The sequence below is a fragment of the Methylophaga sp. UBA4204 genome (genome assembly GCF_002379485.1).
Classification (GTDB): Bacteria; Pseudomonadota; Gammaproteobacteria; order Nitrosococcales; family Methylophagaceae; genus Methylophaga.
On sequence record NZ_DFTU01000088.1, the window covers coordinates 7096 to 29508 of the forward strand.

Sequence of the window (22413 nt, forward strand, 5' to 3'; positions counted from 1 at the left end):
GGCATTATGAAACGTATTAAGGCCAAGGGTATAGAAGTTATCGTTTATGAACCGGTGTTGGAAGAAGCCGAGTTTTTCCGTTCAAAAGTAGTCAATGACTTGGCAGCATTCAAACAACAATCTTCTCTTATTATTGCCAATCGCATTACTGATGATATTCAGGATGTAAAAGAAAAGATTTATACCCGCGATTTATTTGGCCAGGATTAATCCCTTTTGCCTGAAACACTCAACAGTTAATACGTTTTATTGATGATAGAAGGGCATTATTTATAAGGTTGCTGATGTATAATCCTTGTTTGCTTATTTGGAGGACAGCAATCAGTGTGTGGAATAGTCGGTGGTATTGCTGAGCGAAATGTAGCGCCAATCTTGATGGAAGGTCTACGCAGGCTGGAGTATCGAGGCTACGACTCTTCCGGTGTTGCGCTTATGGACGCTGAAGCCAATATTCACCGTGTTCGTTCGCTTGGTAAAATTAAGCAGCTTGAAGCCAAAATCGATGGCGAAAACAGCAGCTTTTCCGGTCAAATGGGCATTGCCCACACGCGTTGGGCCACACATGGAATACCCTCCGAAAATAATGCCCATCCCCATATATGCAATCACCGTGTTGCTGTTGTTCACAATGGCATCATTGAAAACTATCAGGTTTTAAAACAGCAACAGACGCACCAGGGATATCGCTTTACCTCTGAAACCGATACAGAAGTGGTCGCCCATTCCATATATCAATATTTATACGGTGATGCTTCTCCAGCTGCCAGCCGCACCAATCTTTCACTTCTCGATGCCGTGGTGGAAGCCATTCATGATTTTGAAGGTGCTTATGCACTTGGAGTCATCGCCACCGACGAGCCGAATACGCTGATAGCCGCCCGCAAAGGCAGTCCATTAGTAATCGGAATTGGTATCGGTGAACATTTTATTGCTTCCGATGTATCTGCCTTACTACCCGTTACCCAGAACTTCATTTTTCTGGAAGATGGCGATGTTGCTAAACTGACACGCGAGAGCATTGAAATTTACAGCTCTGTAACCGGTGAGAAAGTAGAGCGTCCGATTAAACAATCCTCTTTAAACATTACGGCAGTAGAGCTGGGCGAACATCGTCACTACATGCACAAAGAGATCTTCGAACAGCCACAAGCTGTAATTGACACTCTTGAGGGACGAGTAACGCAGGATCAAGTGCTGGTTTCAACTTTTGGTCCTGGCGCCGAATCCATTTTCAAAAGTATTGAACGGCTGCATATTATTGCCTGCGGTACCAGTTATCATGCGGGCATGGTGGCAAAATACTGGGCTGAAGATATTGTTCGTCTTCCTTGCCAAGTTGAAGTGGCCAGTGAGTTTCGTTATCGAAATCCAGTCATCGAAGATAATACGCTTTTTGTCACCATCAGCCAGTCGGGCGAAACTGCCGACACATTGGCTGCTTTGCAGCAAATTAAAGCTTATGCTGCTGCTAGTCTTGATGCCTTCGCGGTAAAAAATATTCAAACATTATCAATCTGTAATGTAGCTGAAAGCAGCCTGACCCGTGAAGCTGATCTATGTTATCTCACCCATGCCGGGCCGGAAATCGGTGTCGCTTCCACCAAGTCTTTTACCACTCAGTTAGTAGCGTTAGCCTTATTGTTAACGTGTATTGGAAAAGTCAAAAAACGCATCACCCGCGAACGTGAAAAACACATCACGCAAGGCCTACAGAAATTACCTAATCTGATCCAGAATGCCCTGATGCATGAACAGGAAATTCAGGACATTGCTCAGGCTTTTGCAGATAAACAGCATGCACTCTTTTTGGGTCGAGGCACGATGTATCCAATAGCGTTGGAAGGTGCTTTAAAACTTAAAGAAATCAGTTATATCCATGCAGAAGCTTATCCTGCCGGTGAGCTTAAACATGGTCCATTGGCATTGATTGATGAAAATATGCCGGTAATTGCTATTGCTCCGCTCGATGATCTGCTGGAAAAGCTCAAATCCAATCTTCATGAAGTAAAAGCCCGCGGTGGTCAGATGATTGTGTTTGAAGATGAACGTTCGGATATCAGTTCTGAGTCGGGTTTTAAGGTTATTAAAGCGACCACGAACGTAGGCCGTATTACTGCCCCGATAACTTACAATATTCTCCTTCAATTGCTCAGTTACCACGTTGCTTTAATTAAAGGCACAGATGTCGATCAACCACGTAATTTAGCGAAGTCGGTTACTGTTGAATAAATTAACCTAGTTAACACATAAAAAAATAAGCAGAGATTTAAATGGAAAAAGTTGCATTAATAACTGGTATCACTGGTCAGGATGGTGCTTATCTAGCGGAGCTTTTATTAGAAAAAGGCTATGTAGTGCATGGCATAAAACGTCGCGCCTCTTTATTCAACACCGATCGTGTTGATCATCTATATCAGGATCCGCATGTTGATAATAAAAATTTCATTTTGCACTATGGTGACTTGACTGATTCAACTAATCTGATTCGGATCATCCAGCAGGTTCAGCCCGATGAAATTTATAACCTGGCCGCAATGAGTCATGTTGCGGTCAGTTTTGAAACACCGGAATACACAGCGAATGCCGATGGTATTGGCACGCTGCGAATTCTGGAAGCGATTCGAATATTGGGGCTCGAAAAGAAAACCAAATTTTATCAGGCTTCCACTTCAGAGCTTTATGGTTTGGTACAGGAAACTCCACAGAAAGAAACAACACCATTTTATCCACGTAGTCCTTATGCTGTTGCCAAATTATATGGTTATTGGATCACGGTGAATTATCGTGAAGCGTATGGCATTTATGCCTGCAATGGTATTTTGTTCAATCATGAATCACCGATTCGAGGTGAAACATTTGTCACCCGAAAAATTACCCGTGCGTTAGCCAGAATTAAACTAGGCTTACAAGACTGCCTATACCTAGGCAACCTTGATGCTTTACGTGACTGGGGACATGCCAAGGATTATGTTGAGATGCAGTGGTTAATGCTGCAGCAGGAACAGCCAGAGGACTTTGTCATCGCAACAGGTGTGCAATACAGCGTTCGTGATTTCGTCAATACCGCAGCGAAAGAACTGGATATTACTATTAGCTGGGAAGGCAAAGGTGTTGAGGAAAAAGGTTATGATGCAGATGGGAAATGCATTGTTCAAGTAGACCCGCGCTATTTCCGTCCAACTGAAGTTGAGACGTTACTGGGTGATCCGACTAAAGCAAAAGAAAAACTTGGCTGGACACCTAAAATCAGTTTTGAAGAACTCGTAGCAGAAATGGTGCGTGAAGATTATAAATCTGCAGAACGTGATGAATTAGTAAAAAAACATGGTTTTACTGTATATGACTACCATGAATAAATCAGACAAAATCTATGTTGCAGGTCATCGTGGTTTAGTTGGTTCAGCACTAGTTCGAAATCTTGAGGAAAAGGGGTATAGCAATATACTCAAAAGAACCCATACTGAATTGGATTTGACTGATGAAAAAGCAGTAGCAGAATTCTTCAAGACTGAAAATCCTGACTATGTGTTTCTTGCAGCAGCAAAAGTTGGCGGTATCCACGCTAACAATACTTATCCGGCTGAATTTATCCGAGACAACTTGGCCATTCAGAATAATGTGATACATCATGCGTACCTGAATAATGTAAAACGCTTACTGTTCTTGGGGTCGAGTTGCATTTATCCTAAAAACGCACCGCAGCCATTGAAAGAAGAATATTTATTAACAGGCCCGCTTGAAGAAACCAACCGTCCTTATGCATTGGCTAAAATCGCTGGCATTGAGATGTGTTGGAGCTATAACCGCCAGTACGGCACACGATATCTTGCAGCCATGCCAACCAATCTTTATGGGCCTGGCGATAATTATGATTTAAATAATTCACATGTTTTACCGGCGCTTATCCGTAAATTTCATTTGGCTAAATTGGCTGGAGAAGGAAATAGAGCATCAATCCTTGATGATGAAGAAAAACATGGAAAACTACCTGAGCCATACAGGAGTGTAGTATTAAAAGCGTGTGAAAAAGGCCAAATTCCCGCAGTTGTTGTTTGGGGTACAGGTAAGCCAAAACGGGAGTTTATGTATAGCGAAGACATGGCAGATGCTTGTGTGCATTTAATGAATCTTGATGATAAGCAGTATAAGCCATTATTGGGAGCGTCCCGTAATGACGGCTTGCCACCGGTTGTAAATGTAGGCGTTGGGGACGATCTGACAATCAAGCAACTGGCAGAAATGATACAAGAAGTTGTTGGAAACAATGGTCAAATCGTATTTGATGAGACTAAACCAGACGGAACAATGCGAAAGTTAATGGATATTGAAAGACTAAAAAAAATGGGCAGTAAAGCTCAGACCAGTTTAAAAAATGGTATTGAAACTGTTTATACGGCCTATAAAAATGCATAGCCTGATTATAGCTTTGGATTGGAATTACATTAAAAATATTAGCTTGAACGCGACTTAAAGTTTGTAATGCCCTCACTAAAAAATCAGTTTCAAACCCAGCTCAAAAAAATCACTGACAGGCCAGGACTTAATAAAATCCTACAAAACACTGGTTGGTTGTTTGCCGATAGGGTTTTGCGGATGGGCTTAGCGTTTGTCGTTACCATCTGGCTTGCACGTTATTTAGGGCCGGAACAATTTGGGTTACTCAATTTTGCCATGGCATTTGTAGCATTATTTGGTGCTATTGCCACCGTTGGTTTGAACAGTGTTGTTGTGCGCGATTTAGTAAAATTTCCCGAAAAAACTTCATCGATACTGAGTACTTCTATCTCATTGCAGATATTGGGTGGGTTAATAACGTTCAGTTTAATCGTGCTGGCTATCCATTTTTTAAAACCAGAAGATGCTTTGGCACGAGCAATAGCTATTATCCTTGGACTGAGTATGGTCGTTAAGTTTTCAGAAACGATTAAGTATTGGTATGAATCACAAGTGCAATCTAAGTTTGTTGTTTGGGCTGAAAGTGCTGTTCTAGTCCTGTTTGCAGCAATCAAGATTCTTTTGATATTACAACAAGCACCACTCATCAGTTTTGCATGGGCAATATTCGCAGAGACAGTGGTTTTGGCAATTGCATTAATCATTTTATATTCGATTCAATCAAAAACAAGCAAAATATGGCAACCCCAGCTTTGTCAGGCTAAAACATTACTTCGAGAGAGTTGGCCTCTTATATTGTCAGGCTTGTCGGTAATGGTTTATATGAGAATAGATCAAGTCATGCTTGGACAAATGCTCAATAATGAGGCTGTAGGTATTTATTCAGCTGCAGTGAAAATAAGTGAAATGTGGTACTTCGTACCAATAGCAATAGTTGCTTCAGTATATCCAGCGATTATTAGCTCTAAAGAAAAAAGTGAATCGTTATATCAGCAAAGAATGCAAAATCTCTATGACTTAATGGTTTATATCTCTGTTTTTGTAGCATTAATTGTGACATTTTCAGCTGACTGGATTGTTATTTCACTTTTCGGAGATGCTTATAGTGAATCTGGATTTGTTCTAGCTGTTCATATTTGGATAGGTTTATTTGTTTCATTAGGTGTTGCAAGTAGTAAATGGTTTTTACTTGAAAATCTAAGTAAATTAATTTTTTATAGAACACTTTATGGTGCACTCTTAAACGTTTTATTAAATTTAGTTCTAATCCCGTCGTTTGGTATAAAGGGGTGTTTAATCGCTACTCTAATCAGTTATTCATTCGCGGCATTATGGTTTGATGCTTTTGCAAAAAAGACAAGAAAAGCTTTTGTTATGAAAATAAGAGCATTAATTTTCAGGAGTTTATATGCCGCTTAAAACCGTGTTGGCAAAGATTATTCCCCGTAAAGCCAAAAAAAGTTTAAGAAACTTTTGGATTTTGGCTGATAAGTATGGCCAAAGAAGATCAATTAAATATGACAAGTGTTTAGATAAAAAGGGCCAAGAAATACCTTGGTACACTTATCCTGCTTACGAATATCTTAATAGCCTTGATTTCAAAGACCTGGACATACTTGAGTTTGGATCAGGAGCCAGCTCAACTTGGTGGGCTGAAAGAGCCAAAAGTGTTACCTCAATTGAACATAACAAAGAATGGTATGAAATCGTTAAGCAAAGACAAACTAATAATTTAAAAATAATTTTTGCAGAAACAGAGGAAAAATATATTTCAGCTGGTAATTTTGAAAAATACGACGTCGTAGTGATTGATGGTCAGTACCGACATGCTTGTGCAAAAAATCTTAAAAACATTATAAAAGGTGAAGGATTAATTATTTTGGACAATGCTGACAGGCATCCAACAACTGCAAAACTTTTGAGAGAAACATACAATCTTTTGCAAGTAGATATGCATGGTTTTGGTCCGATCAATGACTATACATGGACAACATCGCTTTTCTTTTCAAGAGGTTTCCAGTGCCTACCTAAAACCAATAGATTGCCTGTTTATTCTGTTGGCGCTTTAAAAGAGCTTGCCGAATGAAAAGTATGATTAAAAAAATCTTACCAAAACAATGGTTAGAATATATTCGTATAAAAATTCTGAGTAGTTATGCGACAAAATCTTATTCTCAAGAAGGAGAGGATATGATTTTACGCCGAATATTTGAGTATAAAGCGGATGGTTTTTATGTTGATGTAGGCGCACATCACCCTGTCCGATTTTCAAATACTTATTTATTTTATAAACAGGGCTGGACAGGTATTAATATTGATGCAATGCCAGGAGCAATGAAGCTATTCAATAAGATCAGACGTAAAGACATTAATCTTGAACAAGCTATTTCAGAAAAAGAAAAAACGCTGACCTATTATCAGTTTAATGATCCTGCTTTAAATGGCTTTGATGTCAAACTATCTGAGAAACGCGACTCTGAACCAAATGGTTATAACATTCAATTTAAAACTCAGTTAAAAACAAAAAGTCTTGAAATCATTCTGGATGATTATTTACCAATTAATAAAATAATTGATTTCATGTCAATTGATGTTGAAGGGCTTGATTACGAAGTCTTACGTTCCTTGAATTTAATTAAGTACAAACCAAGAGTTTTATTATTGGAAATTCTGTATACATCAGATAACAATAATAAAAATGAAATTGTTTCTTATCTTGAACAAAATGGATATGTTTATTTTGCTAAAACATTAAATACAACGTTTTTCATGCATAAAGATTTTTTAAGATGACAGCGCCTATAGCTTTATTTGTTTACAATCGCCCCGAACATACAAAAAAAACTATAGAAGCTCTACAGAAAAATGATTTAGCTAATGAAAGCAATTTATACATATTTTCTGATGCTGCAAAGCATCAAGAAGCGACTGTCCAAGTTCAGGCAGTGAGAGAGTACATTGCAAGTATTAATGGTTTCAAGTCAGTTACAATTATTAATCGAAATTGCAACTTAGGATTAGCTGATTCGATAGTAGATGGTGTTACAAAACTCTGTAATTCAGATGGAAAAGCTATTATTCTGGAAGACGATATTGTGACATCTAAAGGTTTTTTGCGTTTTATGAATAATGCATTAAACCTGTACGCAGATGACGAGAAAGTTATGCATATCTCAGGATATATGTTTGGAATTGATAAACCAGAAGAAATTCCCGAAACATTTTTTTATCGTGTGCCTTCATGTTGGGGGTGGGCTACATGGAAACGTGCCTGGGAGGATTTTGAACCTGATGCAGCAAATCTGCTTGACCGGCTCAATCTGTCCAAGAAAAAATATGATTTTGATATTGAGAATACTTATGATTACAGTGAAATGCTTCAGATGCAAGCTTCTGGAAAATTAAATTCTTGGGCAATACGTTGGTATGCGAGTGTTTTTTTGAATAATGGATTATGCCTTCACCCGAACAAATCCTTTACTAATAATATTGGTTTGGACGGTTCAGGGACTAACTGTGGAACAAGTAATTCTTATGAAATTTCGGACTTAAAAGAGGATTTCAGTATCAATGCTAAACTGAAATTAGATGAGAACCAAATGGCGCTTCAAAAAATAAAGAATTTTAATAAAAGTAAATTACCACATTTTTATCGGCGTTTTGTTAGGAAGATTCTGAAAATAGCTCAAAAAATACTGTTAAAAGGCTAAATATTTAATGTTAGTAAAAGCATTTTTCTATGAACCAGCTAAGCATATTTATAAATTATTAACAGACATTGATTATCGTGAATGGTGTATTCAGTCTACGAAATTAGGACGATTAAGGCGATTTACTGAGTGTCGTGGTAAAGTACGAAAATGGCATGTAAATATACCTGATGCAGCATCTTTTTTATCTGCATATAAGGAAATATTTGTTAGTAAAATCTATCAGTTTGAATTCGAAAATGATCAACCAGCCATTCTTGATTTGGGAGCCAATATTGGCCTTAGTGTTTTATATTTTAAAACCATATTTCCTCAGGCAAAAATTACAGCCTTTGAAGCCGATCCGAAGATATTTTCATATTTAGAACACAATATTCTGACCAATGGATTTAACGACGTGGAATTAATTAATAAGGCAATTTGGAATCAAAATAGTATTTTGAGGTTTCATGCAGAAGGTGCAGATGGTGGGAGAGTTTTTGATTCATCAACTGAAAAAATGATTGAAATTGAAGCTGTTGATATATGCGAACATCTTGAACAGCATCATTACGATTTTCTAAAAATGGATATTGAAGGAGCTGAGGATCAAGTTTTTCTGGCTTTGGAGAATCATCTTGCAAAATTTAAATATATTTTCCTTGAATATCATTCTTCTGTTGGAAAGCCACAAAGTTTAGCAGTCATGCTGGATCTTCTAACTCATAATGGCTTTAGATTTGACATACATAGTCTGATGGATAGTCAACAGCCACTCGTTGCTAAAAAAATTACAACCGATTTTGACTTACAGCTCAATATTTTTGCATGGAAAGTCTAATTATGAGACACATAGGAAAACATTCCCCATGAAGTCTCTTTTGGTTAATAGTTTTGATCTGCATGGTGGTGCAGCAATAGCTACCTATCGACTTCACCATGCTTTACGGACTGTTAATGTCGAATCAAATTTATTCGTTCAGCGAAAATATAGTAGTGATGAAACAGTGATTGCTTCAAAGAGTGCTGCTTCAACTTTAGTTTCACAGTTAAGTTCAAAGTTTGATTCATTACCTTTAAAAAGATACCCCGCTCGAACAGGACAGCTTTTTTCGCCTGCAATAACTCCTGATAGATTAATTCGCCGAGTTAAAGAACTGGATCCGGATATTGTGCATTTATTTTGGATTACAGCAGGTTTCATAAAAATTGAAAGTTTGGCTAAGTTAAATAAACCCGTGGTATGGACTCTCCATGATATGTGGCCGTTTACTGGAGGCTGTCATTATGACAACTACTGTAATCGTTATACAAAGTCTTGTGGTAAATGTCCGCTTTTAGGTTCATCTAAAGATTATGATCTATCAGCCAAAGTACTACAACGAAAACAAGCCGCTTGGAATGATCTTGATATAACAATCGTTGCAACAAGTAGATGGCTTGCTGACTGTGCCCAAAAAAGTACACTATTTCAAAATAAGCGTATAGAAATTATTGCGAATGCATTTGATATAGAAAAATATCACCCAATAGATAAGCCTGCTGCAAGGAATGCCTTTAATTTTCCACAGCACAAAAAACTGGTGTTATTTTCAGCATTTAATGCGACTAATGATAAAAGAAAAGGCTATCAGCATTTATTGCCTGCTTTAAAAAATATGAATGAGCATGATAAAGCAGATATTGAACTTATTATTTTGGGAGCAAACAAACCTGCGAAAACTTTTGATTTTGGCATGGAGGTTCACTACATAGAGCATCTGCAGGACGAAATAAGTCAAGTTTTGCTTTACTCTGCTGTGGATGTTTTAGTGTTGCCTTCTGAACAGGAAAATCTATCAAATACTGTGATTGAGGCTATGCTTTGTGCAACTCCTGTTGTTGCATTTGAAATTGGTGGTATGCCTGACATTATTGAACACAATGTTAATGGTTATCTTGCAAAACCGTTTGAACCAGTTGACTTGGCAGAGGGTATTCTTAGAGTTCTTAATGCTTTGGATTCATCTGGTATGGCATTGTCTGCTAGATGTATTGCCGTAGAAAAATATAATAGAGAAAAAATTGCGAACGAATATCTTAATCTTTATCAAGACATAAAAAATGATAAAAATAATACTTACTAAGTTAAAAAAAATATATTTAAAAGAACAGTTCAACCCGAGTATTTTGGGTTTGTTTATAAATCCATATTATTTTTCAAGGATATCTTTGTATAAAGCTATAAAGAGTGCCTCTGGAAATCTGGATGGGTCGTTACTTGATATTGGCTGTGGTAATAAACCATATGAGCAACTTTTTAATGTTGAAAGTTATATTGGGGTAGAGTTAGATACGGTTGAAAATAGAACCAATAAAAAAGCAGACTATTTCTATGATGGTTTGACATTACCATTTTCGAGCGATTCTTTTGATTCGATAATATGTAACCAGGTTTTTGAGCATGTGTTTAATCCTGATCAGTTTCTTCAGGAGATCTTCAGGGTTACCAAGCCTGGCGGAAAGATTATTTTAACTGCACCATTCATCTGGGATGAACATGAGCAGCCATATGACTTTGCAAGATATACCTCTTATGGATTGAATTTTCTACTAAAAAAATACGGTTTCGAAGTCATAACTTTTAAAAAAACATTGTCTGATGCTTCACTTTTTTTTCAATTAATAAATGTTTACTTATATAAAGTTACATTAACAAAAAATAAATACTTTAACCTTTCTTTTATGGTTTTTTTGCTTTCTTTTTTTAATGTAATAGGACTTTTTCTTTCTTTTTTGCTACCTAAGAATAAAGATTTATACCTGGATAATGTTGTTCTTGCGAAAAAATTATAAAAAATGAATAGTTTTACAGTTGTAATCGCAACCTTTAATGCAGAGACTACACTTCTACAGGCTATCAATAGCTTTGTTAACCAAAATTACAAGAATAAACAGTTAATAATTATTGACGGAAGCTCAACTGATAAGACTGTTCAAATACTCAAAGAAAATGAACATCATATTGATTACTGGATATCAGAACCGGATACAGGAATTTACAATGCCTGGAATAAAGCATTGCCGCATATTAATGGCGAGTGGATTTATTTTTTAGGCGCTGATGATTACTTCACTCATTCTGAGGTTTTTGCTCAGTTCGAGGCAACATTAGCAGTGGTTCCTGAAAAAATACTCGTAGCTTATGGCATAGTAAGTTATATCTCAGTACATTCAGAATATTTATATTCTCATGGTTTACCTTGGGAGCAAGTAGGTAAAAAATATCGCCAACTGATGACTATTCCCCATCAAGGCGTTTTTCATCGAAAAGAATTATTTAATAAATATGGTACTTTTGATGAATCATTTCGGATTGCGGGCGATTATGAGCTGTTACTCAGATACTTAAAAGATCACGATGCGGTCTTTATCCCGTTAGAAATAGCAATGATGCGGCAGGGGGGCGTCAGTAGTGATATTACTAACTCACTCAAGATCATCTGGGAGGTGAGACGTGCGCAGCTTAAAAATGGCTTATTAATTCCTGGTGTATTTTGGTTGATGGCGCTAAGCCGTGTATATATTCGGCTTGTACTTTGGAAAATATTAGGTGAGCGTCAAACTAGACGTTTACTTGATTTTGGCAGAGCCTTAATGGGAAAGCCGCCACATTGGACAAAAAACTTATAATCTAAAGCTGCTGTATCATTAAGCTTTTCTGAGCTCACTCTAAAAGTATAACCATGAAATTAACCATCGTTGTCCCTTCTTTTAATTATGCCCAATTTTTGGATGCATGCCTGACAAGTATCCAACAACAGGATTATGCGAATTTTGAGATCTTGATAGCTGACGGTGGATCAACTGATCAGTCCGTGGAAATTATTCAGGGATATTGTGAAACTGATAAGCGTTTTAAATTGGTTAGTACAGAGGATAATGGGCAGGCGGATGCGATTCAAAAGGCCTTCGTTCATGCAACAGGTGAGGTATTTGGTTTTTTAAATGCAGACGATACATATTTGGCCAAAGATAGTTTCACTGAAATTGTAAGATCCTTTGAACAATATCCAAATATTGGTTTAGTAAGCTTTAGAGGTTATTACATTGATGCTCAGGGTAAATGGATCAAGCCCATTAATTATCGTTATCATCCGTTTGATGGCTTCCATTGGATGAAGTTTCGGACCGCTGTTTTACAACCTGCTACGTTCTGGAAGCGTGAGGTTTATGAGCAAACAAATTGGCCAGTTGCTTTTAACTTTGTTTTTGATGTCGTATTTTTTTACCAAGCTTTTCAAAAGTATTCATGGTTAGAGATGACTAAGCCTATTGCAGGGTATCGATTACATGGTGAAAATAAGTCAATGTTTGTTAAATCTAGCCGAATAATCGAATTAGCCGCTTTTGAAGAGCTGAAGTTCGGTCAAAAAAGCTTCCGAGCTAAATATCTTAAAGGGATAGCAAAATTGGCTGCTGTTTTTGAGGGGCGGGGAAAAATAGGCCAAATCCTGAACTACTGGTTATATACAGTAGTTAACGGAGTTGCGTTTATTAGCTGTTACCGATTGCCAAGTATCTAAATAAATGCTGAAAATATCCATAATCACTGTTTGTTATAACGCTGCTCATACCTTACCCGACACTATTCGTTCTGTTGCTGAACAAGATTATCCTGAGATAGAACATATCATTGTGGATGGAGGCTCAACAGATGGAACGGTAAATATTATTGAAAAATCTCTAAGTGTTACCCGTTTCGTTTCTGAGCCAGATAAAGGTATCTATGATGCAATGAATAAAGGGATCGCTATGGCAACAGGTAATGTTATCGGCACTTTGAATGCTGATGATTTTTATGCGACGCCTTCAGCGATTGATACAGTGGCGAAGTCTTTCTTAGACACTCAGATAGATGCTTGCTTTGCTGATCTTGTTTATGTCGATACGAAGGATACGAGCCAAATTATAAGATATTGGAAGTCTAACCCCTTTCAGCCGGGAGCCTTCAAATTGGGTTGGATGCCAGCACACCCGACTTTTTTTGTTAGAAGCAGCATCTATAAAAAATATGGTGTATTTGATTTACGTTATCAGCTTGCTGCAGATATGCAGCTATTATTCCGACTATTAGAAAAACATAAAATTAATACAGTTTATTTACCAAACGTATTAATAAAAATGCGAATGGGCGGCGCGACAAACAAAAATATTAAAAATATTTTTGAACAAAATAGAGAAATTCTCAGCGTTTTGGATGACTATTATGAACATAGTAGTCGTTTAAAATTCTTTTTTAACAAACTCGTTGACAGGGTTAAGCAATTTTTTCTAAGGCCAAAAAAACTTTAATGTTATGTAATCAAGATTATATGGAATTACCAAAAGTAACTGTCTTAATGGCAACTTTTAATGGAATACGCTGGGTCAAAGAACAAATCGAAAGTATTAAGTTACAAAAGTCTGTTCATGTTAATTTAGTTATTTCCGATGATGGTTCGACGGATGGAACCTATGAATGGTTAGAAGAGTTGGCAAGAACGAATGAAAACATTGAGTTACATTGCAATAACAGTTCTACTCGAGGAGCTGCTGGTAACTTCTATCACTTAATTGAAAACATTAATATGGATAGTTCTGACTATATAGCACTTGCTGATCAAGACGATATATGGTTCGAAGATAAATTAAATAATCAGATTCAATCTCTAAAGTTAACCTCTTCTGAGGGAGTCTCTTCAGATGTCATAGCATTTTGGCCTGATGGAAAAAAAGAACGGATCATCAAGTCTGATGAAATGAAAAAGTTTGATTTTTTATTTGAATCGGCTGGTCCTGGATGCAGCTATATATTTACCCCCGGCCTATTTACGCTTATAAAAAAGTCGCTTGAAAAATTAAAGAAAGAAGATCGGCCAGATCTGCATGATTGGTTTGTTTATGCAGTTGCCAGAGCAAATAAAAAAAACTGGACAATTGACCCAGTCCCCTCACTTAAATATCGTCAACATGAGAACAACGTGATGGGGGTAAACCGGGGGTGGCAGGCAAAGTTGAATAGATTGTCAAAAATAAACGACGGTTGGTATCGACAGGAAGTTATCAAAATTTCTCGTATCGTAGAGAAAATGACATCAGATGAAGAAGTCTTAAATGTATGCCGTATTGTTAGTGCAGATACTTTTGCAAATCGACTAAAACTAATGGCGTTACTTCCTGAAACACGAAGAGCCAAAATGGATAGAGTAATGCTCTACTGTGCTTGTGGTTTATTTCTGTTTTAGCACTGTATGTTGACTCGACTTAACCAAAACTCTATTTGGAGTTTTGCCGGAGGAGCTATACCAGCTTTAGCTGCTTTGGCATCAATTCCAGTTTTTATTTATTTGCTAGGTGTTGAAAGATTTGCAATCTTATCATTATTACTTTCATTAAACCTATTCTTCTTTGTATACGATTTTGGCTTAGCTCGTGCAATGCACTTTTTTGTGCCAAAAGATAAATATCAATGCCCTCAACAAGTAAAAATACTTACAAGTACTAGCCTTGCTATAGCATTTGTAATCGGAAGTGCTACATCATTATTTATATTTTTACTTAGTCCTTATTTAGTTGACTATTGGTTACATGTATCAAAAGCAGAAACTAAAGAAATTATCCTTGCCTTTCAGATTGCAGGTTTTGGAGTCCTACCCGCAGTAATGATGAGCGTATTAAGGGGAAGATTTGAGGGTGCTGGTGCATTCAAAGAGGCGAATTTAGCAAAAATATTTTCTGGTACAAGTTTATTTTTGCTTCCAATATTAGTTTCGTTTAACCAAGACTCAATTGTTTTGTTAGCTTTTGCTATTACTTTTTCACGTTATCTTTCATTTGTAATATATATAAAATTAACAAGAATCATAAACTTCAAAAGTTGGGTTCATGTAGACCTTTCTTTAGTATCCAAAATCAAAAATTATGCATTTTGGGCTGCTATATCGGGTTTTTTTTCAACGGCATTTATTTATGCCGATAGATTTTTTGTTGCGGGTTTCGTATCACAAGCTGAGTTATCGGTATATATTGCTAGCCAGGATATCATAAGTAGATATCTTATTATTCCATGGTCTATAGCGATTGTTCTTACGCCATACTTTGCCTCTGAGAAGTTCTCTTCAATTGATTTTAAGAACATCCATTTCACTTCTTTGAAAAAAATTACAATTCTTACATTATTATTTGCACTTGCAGTAGTCAGTATAATTTATGGCATATTGCCATTTTTGCTTAATGTTGAGTTTCTCGGCTTAGTGAGTAACATCTCTTTAATATTACTTTTAGGTGTTATTTTTGCCTCTATTGCACAGCTCCCACTTGTATTTTTATACGCACAGGGGAAAGCAAGGCTTTTGAGTTTAATTTTCATGAGTGAAGGAATTTTATACCTTTGTTTCGCTCCATTTATATACGGAAAATTTGGAGTGTATGGGGCCGCAGCAGTTTGGTCAACACGATTATTTATAGAAATGGCAATGTTGTATTTAGTTGCTCATAGGATGATGCGAAATTGATAAATTATAATTTTTTTTCAGAGATTAGATTTAAATATATATTATTTTCCATATTAGGATTAATAGCGGTTTACTTATGTCAATCAGCTTCAAAGGACTGGAGTAATTATCAGTGGCTGTTTTCTATTGATAATCAAAAGAGTTGGACACAAATGCTTTCCGAGTTCTCTATATTTAAAGAGCCAGCATATTTTGTCTTATCAAAGCTTGGTGGGGAGGTAATTGGTTTCTCATTATTCATGGGGATTATAACTATAATAACTTTAGTCATTAAATTAAATTATTTGTCTAAAATAGTGGATTCCGTCCCTGCAGCATGTTTTTTTTATTTTTGTTTATATTTTTTCCTTTTTGATACAACAGTTCTTCGCGTGGCTTATGCAACAGCATTGGTTATTCCGGCATTTTATTTTTTGCAGCATAAACGCATCTCGTTAAGTTTTTTACTGGTTGGACTAGCAAGTCAAATTCATCTGACCACTATTGCTTTCATGATTATTTATCCATTGTATTGGGTTAGACAGTTAAATTTTGTGGTGCTAGGGATTTTTATACTTTCCCCAATATTGATTTGGATTGACTTTTCAGCTTTTGACTGGCTAATAAGATTTTCTATGATTTTTACTGATAAATACCAATTTTATGCACGCCCTGAATTACTTCAGCAGCAAAATTCAACGGGTTTGTATTTTTATTTTATAGGCTTTTATTATTTGCTTGTTGCAGGTATTTATTTTTACCTTAGGGATGAAATTTTGACAGATCCTTTTAAACGTGTGATGGCCTCAATCGCAATGTTGGGAGTAATTATTATGTGTCTTTTACATGATAATGTTGCTGTGGGGGCACGACTAGGTGAATTATTTTTAATCAGTACAGTTTTACTACTTAGTTGGGTATATTTAAATGCTAGAGCTAAACAACAACTTTTGATTCAAATCAGCATGATTGTAGTCTTCTCAAGTTATGCTGTAGCTAGATTCTTTTACCTATTCCCAAACTTTTTTGAATGAGAAAATTGATGAGTCAAAATATAAGTTGCTTCAAAGCCTACGATATTCGAGGAAAACTAGGCGAAGAGCTTAACCCCGATGTCGCTTATCGAATTGGATATGCCTATGCTAAAAATTTAAATGCCAGACGGGTTGTGGTTGGTGGCGATATTCGGCATACCAGTGAACCATTAAAACTGGCTTTGGCTCAAGGCCTGATGGACGCCGGAGCAGAAGTTATTGATATCGGTATGGTAGGCACAGAAGAGATTTATTTTGCCTCATTTTATCTGGATGTTGATGGTGGTATTGAAGTGACGGCAAGCCATAATCCCATGGACTATAACGGCATGAAACTGGTGGGGCGTGGTGCTTTGCCGATAAGTGGTGATAGTGGCTTAAATGAAATCCGTGATTTGGCCGAACGTATTGATTCCCCTTTTAACACATCAAAAGCAGTTGTCTCTGATAAGGTTAATACTTCTGCCACTATTACATCTGAAAACACTGTTTTCAGTGGAACGAATAATGCCAATAAATACAAACAGCAATCGATACTTCAACCCTACGTTGAGCATCTGCTGAGCTATATTGATCTGGCAAAACTTAAACCGTTAAAGCTGGTTGTGAACGCGGGTAATGGTGCCGCTGGACATGTAATTGATGCTATTGAACAATACTTTAAACCCGCTAATGTGCCAGTGGAGTTTATTAAGGTGCATCATGAAGCTGACGGCAATTTTCCGAATGGTATTCCTAACCCTTTATTACCCGAAAACCGTGCAGCAACTGCTGATGCAGTCATTGCTAATAAAGCCGATATTGGTATCGCCTGGGATGGGGATTTTGATCGGTGTTTTCTGTTTGATGAAAATGGCCGCTTTATCGAAGGGTATTACATTGTCGGTTTATTGGCTGAAGCATTTTTGCTTAAGTCACCGGGTGAAAAAATCATTCATGATCCACGGTTGACATGGAACACCATCGATCAGGTTGAAGCGGCGGGTGGCAAACCTATTCAATCCAAAACTGGCCATGCTTTCATCAAAGAACGTATGCGTCTGGAAAATGCGATTTATGGTGGTGAAATGAGCGCTCACCATTATTTCAGGGATTTTGCCTATTGTGATAGCGGCATGATTCCCTGGCTGTTGGTAGCTGAATTAATCAGTGTAGCAGGCAAGCCTTTATCTGAACTGGTTAATGAGCGAATGGCGAAATACCCGTGCAGTGGTGAAATTAATTATCGGGTAGCAGATGTTAATGTCATTCTTGATAAAATTCTTCAACATTTTTCTGCTGAAAATCCATTGATTGATAAAACAGATGGAATAAGCCTCGAGTTTGACCGATGGCGATTTAACTTACGCTCATCTAATACTGAACCATTGTTACGTCTAAATGTTGAAACTCGGGCTGATGAGGCTTTGATGAAAGCCAAAGTGGCAGAAATCGAACAGATAATTCATAGCTGATGAAGGTTTTTGTAACAGGCGCAACAGGGTTTGTCGGCAAAGCCCTAATAGATTCATTGCTGGCAGATCAACATAATGTTATTGCTGCGGTTAGGAAATTAACTAAGCAATTGCCAACATCGGTAACCCAGGTCGTGATTGGCGATTTGTCGGAGTTCGCTGAGGCTGACGATAATGAGTTTGAGACCAAATTAGCGACTTTTTTATCAGTTTCTGATGTATTAGTTCACCTTGCTGGACGAGCCCATATTACAAGTGACGACCCAATTAACGATCAATCACTTTTTGATGCAGTAAACGCTTCAGCAACTTTCAAGCTGGCAAAACTAGCTTCTAAATACAATGTTAAACGGTTTTTGTTTCTTAGCTCGATTGGTGTCAATGGCAATCAAACCAGTCAGACACCATTCACAGAGCAAGATACTCCAAACCCTCAGGAACCTTATGCAGTTTCAAAATGGCGAGCTGAGCAACTAATTACAAATCACCAATTTTCAAATCAGATGGAATGGGTCATCATCAGACCTCCTTTGGTATACGGACCTGATGCGCCTGGTAACTTTGCAAGTTTACTCAAGTGGACGAAAAGTGGCTTACCGTTGCCTTTTGGAGCAATACATAACAAGCGTTCAATGATCGCCCTGGATAATTTGGCGGATTTCATTACGTTGTGTCTTGATGCACCTGCCGCGGGAAATCAAACGTTTGTGATTGCCGACGATGAATCTGTTTCCTTGAGTGAATTGCTTAAAAAAGTTGCTACTAGCCAAGGAGTATCAGCAAAATTAATTCCAGTACCTGTAGGATTGATGAAAAATACTGCGAAATTACTGGGTAAATCGGCTTTAGCGATTCGATTGTTTGGAGATTTGCAGATAGATAACAGAAAAGCCCGACATTTGCTTGGCTGGAAACCCGTCACGACAATGGATCAACAGCTTAAGAAAATGGCTGAGCCGAATAAAAATAATGCTTTAATTACAAATAATAAAACGAGAAATTCATGACCCGAGTTGTTATCCGTTTACTGGATGTTATCTTTTCTGGTGCTGGCCTGTTGATCGGTTTGCCTATTTTATTAATTCTGATCGTTATCGGTTGGTTTGATACTGGTTCCCCCATATTCAGGCAACAGCGTGTGGGGCGAAATCAAAAGCCCTTTACATTAGTCAAATTCCGTACCATGACAAAAGATACGGCGCATGTAGCCAGTCATCTGGCTTCAGCCTCTTCGATTACTCCCTTTGGTCGTTTTCTGCGTCGAACCAAGTTGGATGAGTTACCGCAATTGTGGAATGTCTTGAAAGGAGAAATGAGTCTGGTTGGGCCCAGACCATGCCTTTTTAACCAGCTTGAATTAATTGAGGAACGCGCAGCGAAAGATGTGTTTAAGGTTAGACCTGGTATTACCGGACTAGCACAAATAAATGATATAGATATGTCGACACCACAATTGTTGGCAACAACTGATGCCAGAATGATTGAACAGCTCAGTGTTCGATTTTATTTCAGCCTTATCCTGCAAACGCTTACTGGTAAAGGCAGGGGAGACAGGGTAAATAAATCTACATAACCGTTCTTTAGTGCATCAATGTTAATGAAGTGAAATTAACAACGATAAATATTTTGTGAACAGCTTCTCACGTTGTCAATTTTTCCAAGGATTTTACTAGATCTGAAAAGATAAATTCCCTTACTCTTTAATTGCAGCTCTGGAGAGCTGAATTTAACTAAACAAGGAGTATGGAAAGATGTTTAAAAAAAGGATCATTTCGTTATTACTGGCGTTTTCACTTTCATCATTCGCTGCATTCGCAGCAGATAAAATCAATATCAACACTGCATCAGCAGATGAATTACAACTGTTGAACGGAGTGGGGCCCTCTACTGCTAATGCTATCGTTGAGTACCGCGAGCAGAACGGGGCATTTGCCAATGTTGAAGATTTAGCAAATATCAAAGGTATTGGCGAGAAAAAAGTGGCCAATATTGCTGAGAATGTAACAGTCTCTGATTAAGTTAATATAATTAGTTATGAAAAGGTGAGGTTATAACCTCACCTTTTTTATGCCTGTCAAAAGGCAACAGATGTTGAGACGACTGACTCTGCCTGCATGACCAGTTTGTCTTTGAGTGATTCATACACATTCTGTTGCTCTGTCTCACTTAACGCATTGTCTTCAATATTGGTGATGAAAAATACGTCTTCCACTTGATCGCCAAGAGTGACCATTTTGGCATTAATAACCTGTATTTGATGCGCCAGAAATACCTGTGCCACAGCGGACAGTAAGCCGGGTCGGTCGTGCGTATACAACTCCATTACCGTGTGATTTTGTTGTTGATTGGTTGAAAACTTGATAACGGGCTCTGTTTTGAAAAGCTTGGTGGTTCTTGGCATCAATTGCGGTTTATAACCTGAAGTAAGCTCTTTACGGGCCAGTTGTTTACTGACAGCAGTGATGATGTCTTCATAACGCTGTTGTGCACCATTAATGATAAACGTATTCAGAGCACTGTCATCACCACTGATATTGATTTTGGCGTCAAGGATGTTCAGTTGCAGTTGTTCCAGACTGGCAGTCATTGCTGCGAATAGGCCCTGCCTATTCTGTGCGTAAATGAATAATTCCAGTGTCTGTTTATCATTGTGAGGCCGCACTAAAATCAACGGCTCTTGCTCAGGATTTTCTAATCTGCCATTGGTTTGCCAGACAATTTCCTCGACTGAATGTCGAAGAAAGTAATCGAGATCGTAGCTATGCCATAAAGTCGTAATGTCTTGAGGTGGCCATCCCATTTCAGTGAGTTTGTCCAAAGCCAGCTGATACTTTTTATGGCTTTTCTCTTGAGTGCTTTTCGCCTGGGCTTCAGTATGTTCCAACCATTGATGGGTGCTGTGATAAAGCTGCTTGAGTAATGAATCACGCCAGCCATTCCAAAGATTATTATTGGTTGCCCGAATGTCTGCCACCGTCAGCAGATACAGATAATTTAATCTGTTCACACTGCCAACTAATTCAGCAAAGTCCTGAATGACCTCTGGATCTTCCAGATCTTTCTTCTGGGCAGTGGACGACATTGCCAGATGCTGCCGAACCAGAAAAGTAACAATACTGGTGTCGTAATCACTCAGATTATGCTGGGTACAAAATTTCTCTGCGTCCTGAACCCCCAAAATACTGTGATCGCCACCACGACCTTTGGCAATATCATGATAAATGCCGGCAATGTAAAGTAATTCAGGTTTTGGCAGTTGATAAAAGACTTCTGAACATAGCGGAAATTCATCCTTGAATTCAGAGCAGGAAAAACGACGTAAATTTCCCACCAGAAACAGGGTATGTTCATCTACAGTGTAAGCATGAAATAAATCATGCTGCATCTGCCCGACAATTCGACCAAACTCAGGCAAATACGCACCTAAAACGCCAAGTTGGTTCATGCGACGGAATTCATGGGTAACCCCTTTTGGTTGACGGATGATTTCCATAAACAGGCTGCGATTTCTGATATCGGTGCGAAAACGTCTATCAATCAAATGCAGGTGTGCGTGTATCTGACGAATGGTCGAGGCACGAATTCCTTTGATATGCGGATGCTGCTGCAAAATCAAAAACACCTCGAGCAGAGCATAGGGATAGTAGGCGAAAATACCAGAGTTGATGGTTTCCAGATATCCATTATGGGATTGGAAGCGGCGGTTTATCGGTTCAATGTCCCGTGGCTCGTCTGCCAGAATAATATTCTCTTCAAACAGTTGTAATAACAGGGCATTCATCTGACCCACTGCACGGACTGTTCGATAATAATCTTTCATGAAATGTTCAACAGCCATACGACTGTTGGTTTCGACATAACCCAGCTGCTTGGCCAGTTCACGTTGATGATCAATCATCAACTTTTCTTGTTTGCGGCCTGCCTGATGATGTAGGGCAAAACGTACACGCCATAAAAAACGTCGTGATTGTTGCAATACCTCGAATTCACTCTCTGCCAGAAATCCCTTGGATTTAAGACCTTGCAGGTTTCGGACATCAAAATGCTGTTGTGCCACCCAGTTGATAACCTGAATATCACGAAGACCACCCGGCGATTCTTTCAGATTGGGTTCAAGGTTGTTACCGGTATCGTTGTATTTATGATGACGTTGAATCTGTTCCTGTTTTTTCCGTTCATAGAAAAGCCGGTTATCCCAGGTCTTGTTGGAAACCGTTAATTGCTGTAATTGTTCAAACAATACCCGATTACCGGATAAAAACCGTGCTTCAAGAAGATTGGTGGCTATAGTGATATCGTCTTCTGCCTGTTGGCGGCATTCGCCAAT

At 38.0% G+C, this 22413-nt stretch carries 21 protein-coding genes and 1 pseudogene; 21 read left to right on the forward strand and 1 reads right to left on the reverse strand.

Features of this window, described 5'->3' with window-relative positions; translation table 11 throughout:
- The 21 genes and pseudogenes from B3182_RS13105 to B3182_RS13205 form a co-directional block, all read left to right on the forward strand.
- A pseudogene (locus tag B3182_RS13105) lies at nucleotides 1–210 on the forward strand (UDP-glucose 6-dehydrogenase); the annotation flags it as partial.
- Nucleotides 211–324: 114 nt separating this feature from the next.
- The gene (glmS, locus tag B3182_RS13110; protein ID WP_292357947.1) at nucleotides 325–2229 is read left to right on the forward strand and encodes a glutamine--fructose-6-phosphate transaminase (isomerizing); all 1905 of its coding nucleotides are present in this window, start codon (nucleotides 325–327) and stop codon (nucleotides 2227–2229) included.
- A gap of 41 nt (nucleotides 2230–2270) precedes the next feature.
- Nucleotides 2271–3356 (forward strand): GDP-mannose 4,6-dehydratase, encoded by a 1086-nt coding sequence (gene gmd, locus B3182_RS13115; RefSeq protein WP_292357949.1) that lies wholly within the window; start codon nucleotides 2271–2273, stop codon nucleotides 3354–3356.
- The gene (locus B3182_RS13120) at nucleotides 3349–4413 is read left to right on the forward strand and encodes a GDP-L-fucose synthase family protein (RefSeq protein WP_292358137.1); all 1065 of its coding nucleotides are present in this window, start codon (nucleotides 3349–3351) and stop codon (nucleotides 4411–4413) included. The genes gmd and B3182_RS13120 overlap by 8 nt, the downstream gene beginning before the upstream one ends.
- 66 nt (nucleotides 4414–4479) lie before the next feature.
- A complete protein-coding gene (locus tag B3182_RS13125) occupies nucleotides 4480–5814 on the forward strand; it encodes a flippase (protein ID WP_292357950.1) in 1335 nt (444 codons plus the stop codon).
- The gene (locus B3182_RS13130) at nucleotides 5804–6481 is read left to right on the forward strand and encodes an SAM-dependent methyltransferase (RefSeq protein ID WP_273182563.1); all 678 of its coding nucleotides are present in this window, start codon (nucleotides 5804–5806) and stop codon (nucleotides 6479–6481) included. The genes B3182_RS13125 and B3182_RS13130 overlap by 11 nt, the downstream gene beginning before the upstream one ends.
- Nucleotides 6478–7188, forward strand: coding sequence for an FkbM family methyltransferase (locus B3182_RS13135; protein WP_292357954.1), 711 nt, complete (start codon nucleotides 6478–6480; stop codon nucleotides 7186–7188). The genes B3182_RS13130 and B3182_RS13135 overlap by 4 nt, the downstream gene beginning before the upstream one ends.
- On the forward strand, nucleotides 7185–8105 hold the full coding sequence (locus tag B3182_RS13140) for a glycosyltransferase family 2 protein (protein WP_292357956.1): 921 nt from the start codon (nucleotides 7185–7187) through the stop codon (nucleotides 8103–8105). Before B3182_RS13135 ends, B3182_RS13140 begins: the two co-directional genes overlap by 4 nt.
- Before the next feature lie 7 nt (nucleotides 8106–8112).
- On the forward strand, nucleotides 8113–8925 hold the full coding sequence (locus B3182_RS13145) for an FkbM family methyltransferase (protein WP_292357958.1): 813 nt from the start codon (nucleotides 8113–8115) through the stop codon (nucleotides 8923–8925).
- A 28-nt stretch (nucleotides 8926–8953) separates the two neighbouring features.
- A complete protein-coding gene (locus B3182_RS13150) occupies nucleotides 8954–10210 on the forward strand; it encodes a glycosyltransferase family 4 protein (RefSeq protein WP_292357959.1) in 1257 nt (418 codons plus the stop codon).
- On the forward strand, nucleotides 10188–10919 hold the full coding sequence (locus B3182_RS13155) for a class I SAM-dependent methyltransferase (protein ID WP_292357961.1): 732 nt from the start codon (nucleotides 10188–10190) through the stop codon (nucleotides 10917–10919). The genes B3182_RS13150 and B3182_RS13155 overlap by 23 nt, the downstream gene beginning before the upstream one ends.
- A gap of 3 nt (nucleotides 10920–10922) precedes the next feature.
- Nucleotides 10923–11756, forward strand: a complete 834-nt coding sequence (locus B3182_RS13160; RefSeq protein WP_292357962.1) for a glycosyltransferase family 2 protein — start codon at nucleotides 10923–10925, stop codon at nucleotides 11754–11756.
- A 53-nt stretch (nucleotides 11757–11809) separates the two neighbouring features.
- On the forward strand, nucleotides 11810–12649 hold the full coding sequence (locus B3182_RS13165; RefSeq protein WP_292357963.1) for a glycosyltransferase: 840 nt from the start codon (nucleotides 11810–11812) through the stop codon (nucleotides 12647–12649).
- Nucleotides 12650–12653: 4 nt separating this feature from the next.
- Nucleotides 12654–13418: a glycosyltransferase family 2 protein gene (locus B3182_RS13170; RefSeq protein ID WP_292357965.1), complete on the forward strand. Its 765-nt coding sequence runs from the start codon at nucleotides 12654–12656 to the stop codon at nucleotides 13416–13418.
- A 20-nt stretch (nucleotides 13419–13438) separates the two neighbouring features.
- On the forward strand, nucleotides 13439–14350 hold the full coding sequence (locus B3182_RS13175) for a glycosyltransferase (protein ID WP_292357966.1): 912 nt from the start codon (nucleotides 13439–13441) through the stop codon (nucleotides 14348–14350).
- Nucleotides 14351–14356: 6 nt separating this feature from the next.
- On the forward strand, nucleotides 14357–15619 hold the full coding sequence (locus B3182_RS13180) for a hypothetical protein (RefSeq protein ID WP_292411448.1): 1263 nt from the start codon (nucleotides 14357–14359) through the stop codon (nucleotides 15617–15619).
- Complete coding sequence (locus B3182_RS13185) at nucleotides 15616–16632, forward strand: EpsG family protein (RefSeq protein WP_292357970.1); 1017 nt, start codon at nucleotides 15616–15618, stop codon at nucleotides 16630–16632. Before B3182_RS13180 ends, B3182_RS13185 begins: the two co-directional genes overlap by 4 nt.
- Before the next feature lie 8 nt (nucleotides 16633–16640).
- Nucleotides 16641–18086 (forward strand): phosphomannomutase CpsG, encoded by a 1446-nt coding sequence (locus B3182_RS13190; RefSeq protein WP_292357972.1) that lies wholly within the window; start codon nucleotides 16641–16643, stop codon nucleotides 18084–18086.
- Nucleotides 18086–19093, forward strand: coding sequence for an NAD-dependent epimerase/dehydratase family protein (locus B3182_RS13195; protein WP_292357974.1), 1008 nt, complete (start codon nucleotides 18086–18088; stop codon nucleotides 19091–19093). The genes B3182_RS13190 and B3182_RS13195 overlap by 1 nt, the downstream gene beginning before the upstream one ends.
- On the forward strand, nucleotides 19090–19659 hold the full coding sequence (locus B3182_RS13200; RefSeq protein WP_292357976.1) for a sugar transferase: 570 nt from the start codon (nucleotides 19090–19092) through the stop codon (nucleotides 19657–19659). The genes B3182_RS13195 and B3182_RS13200 overlap by 4 nt, the downstream gene beginning before the upstream one ends.
- Nucleotides 19660–19837: 178 nt before the next feature.
- A complete protein-coding gene (locus B3182_RS13205) occupies nucleotides 19838–20104 on the forward strand; it encodes a ComEA family DNA-binding protein (RefSeq protein ID WP_292357977.1) in 267 nt (88 codons plus the stop codon).
- A 56-nt stretch (nucleotides 20105–20160) separates the two neighbouring features.
- Here B3182_RS13205 and glnD read toward each other — a convergent pair.
- A partial coding sequence (glnD, locus tag B3182_RS13210) for a [protein-PII] uridylyltransferase (RefSeq protein WP_292753063.1) occupies nucleotides 20161–22413 on the reverse strand: 2253 nt, incomplete at its 5' end.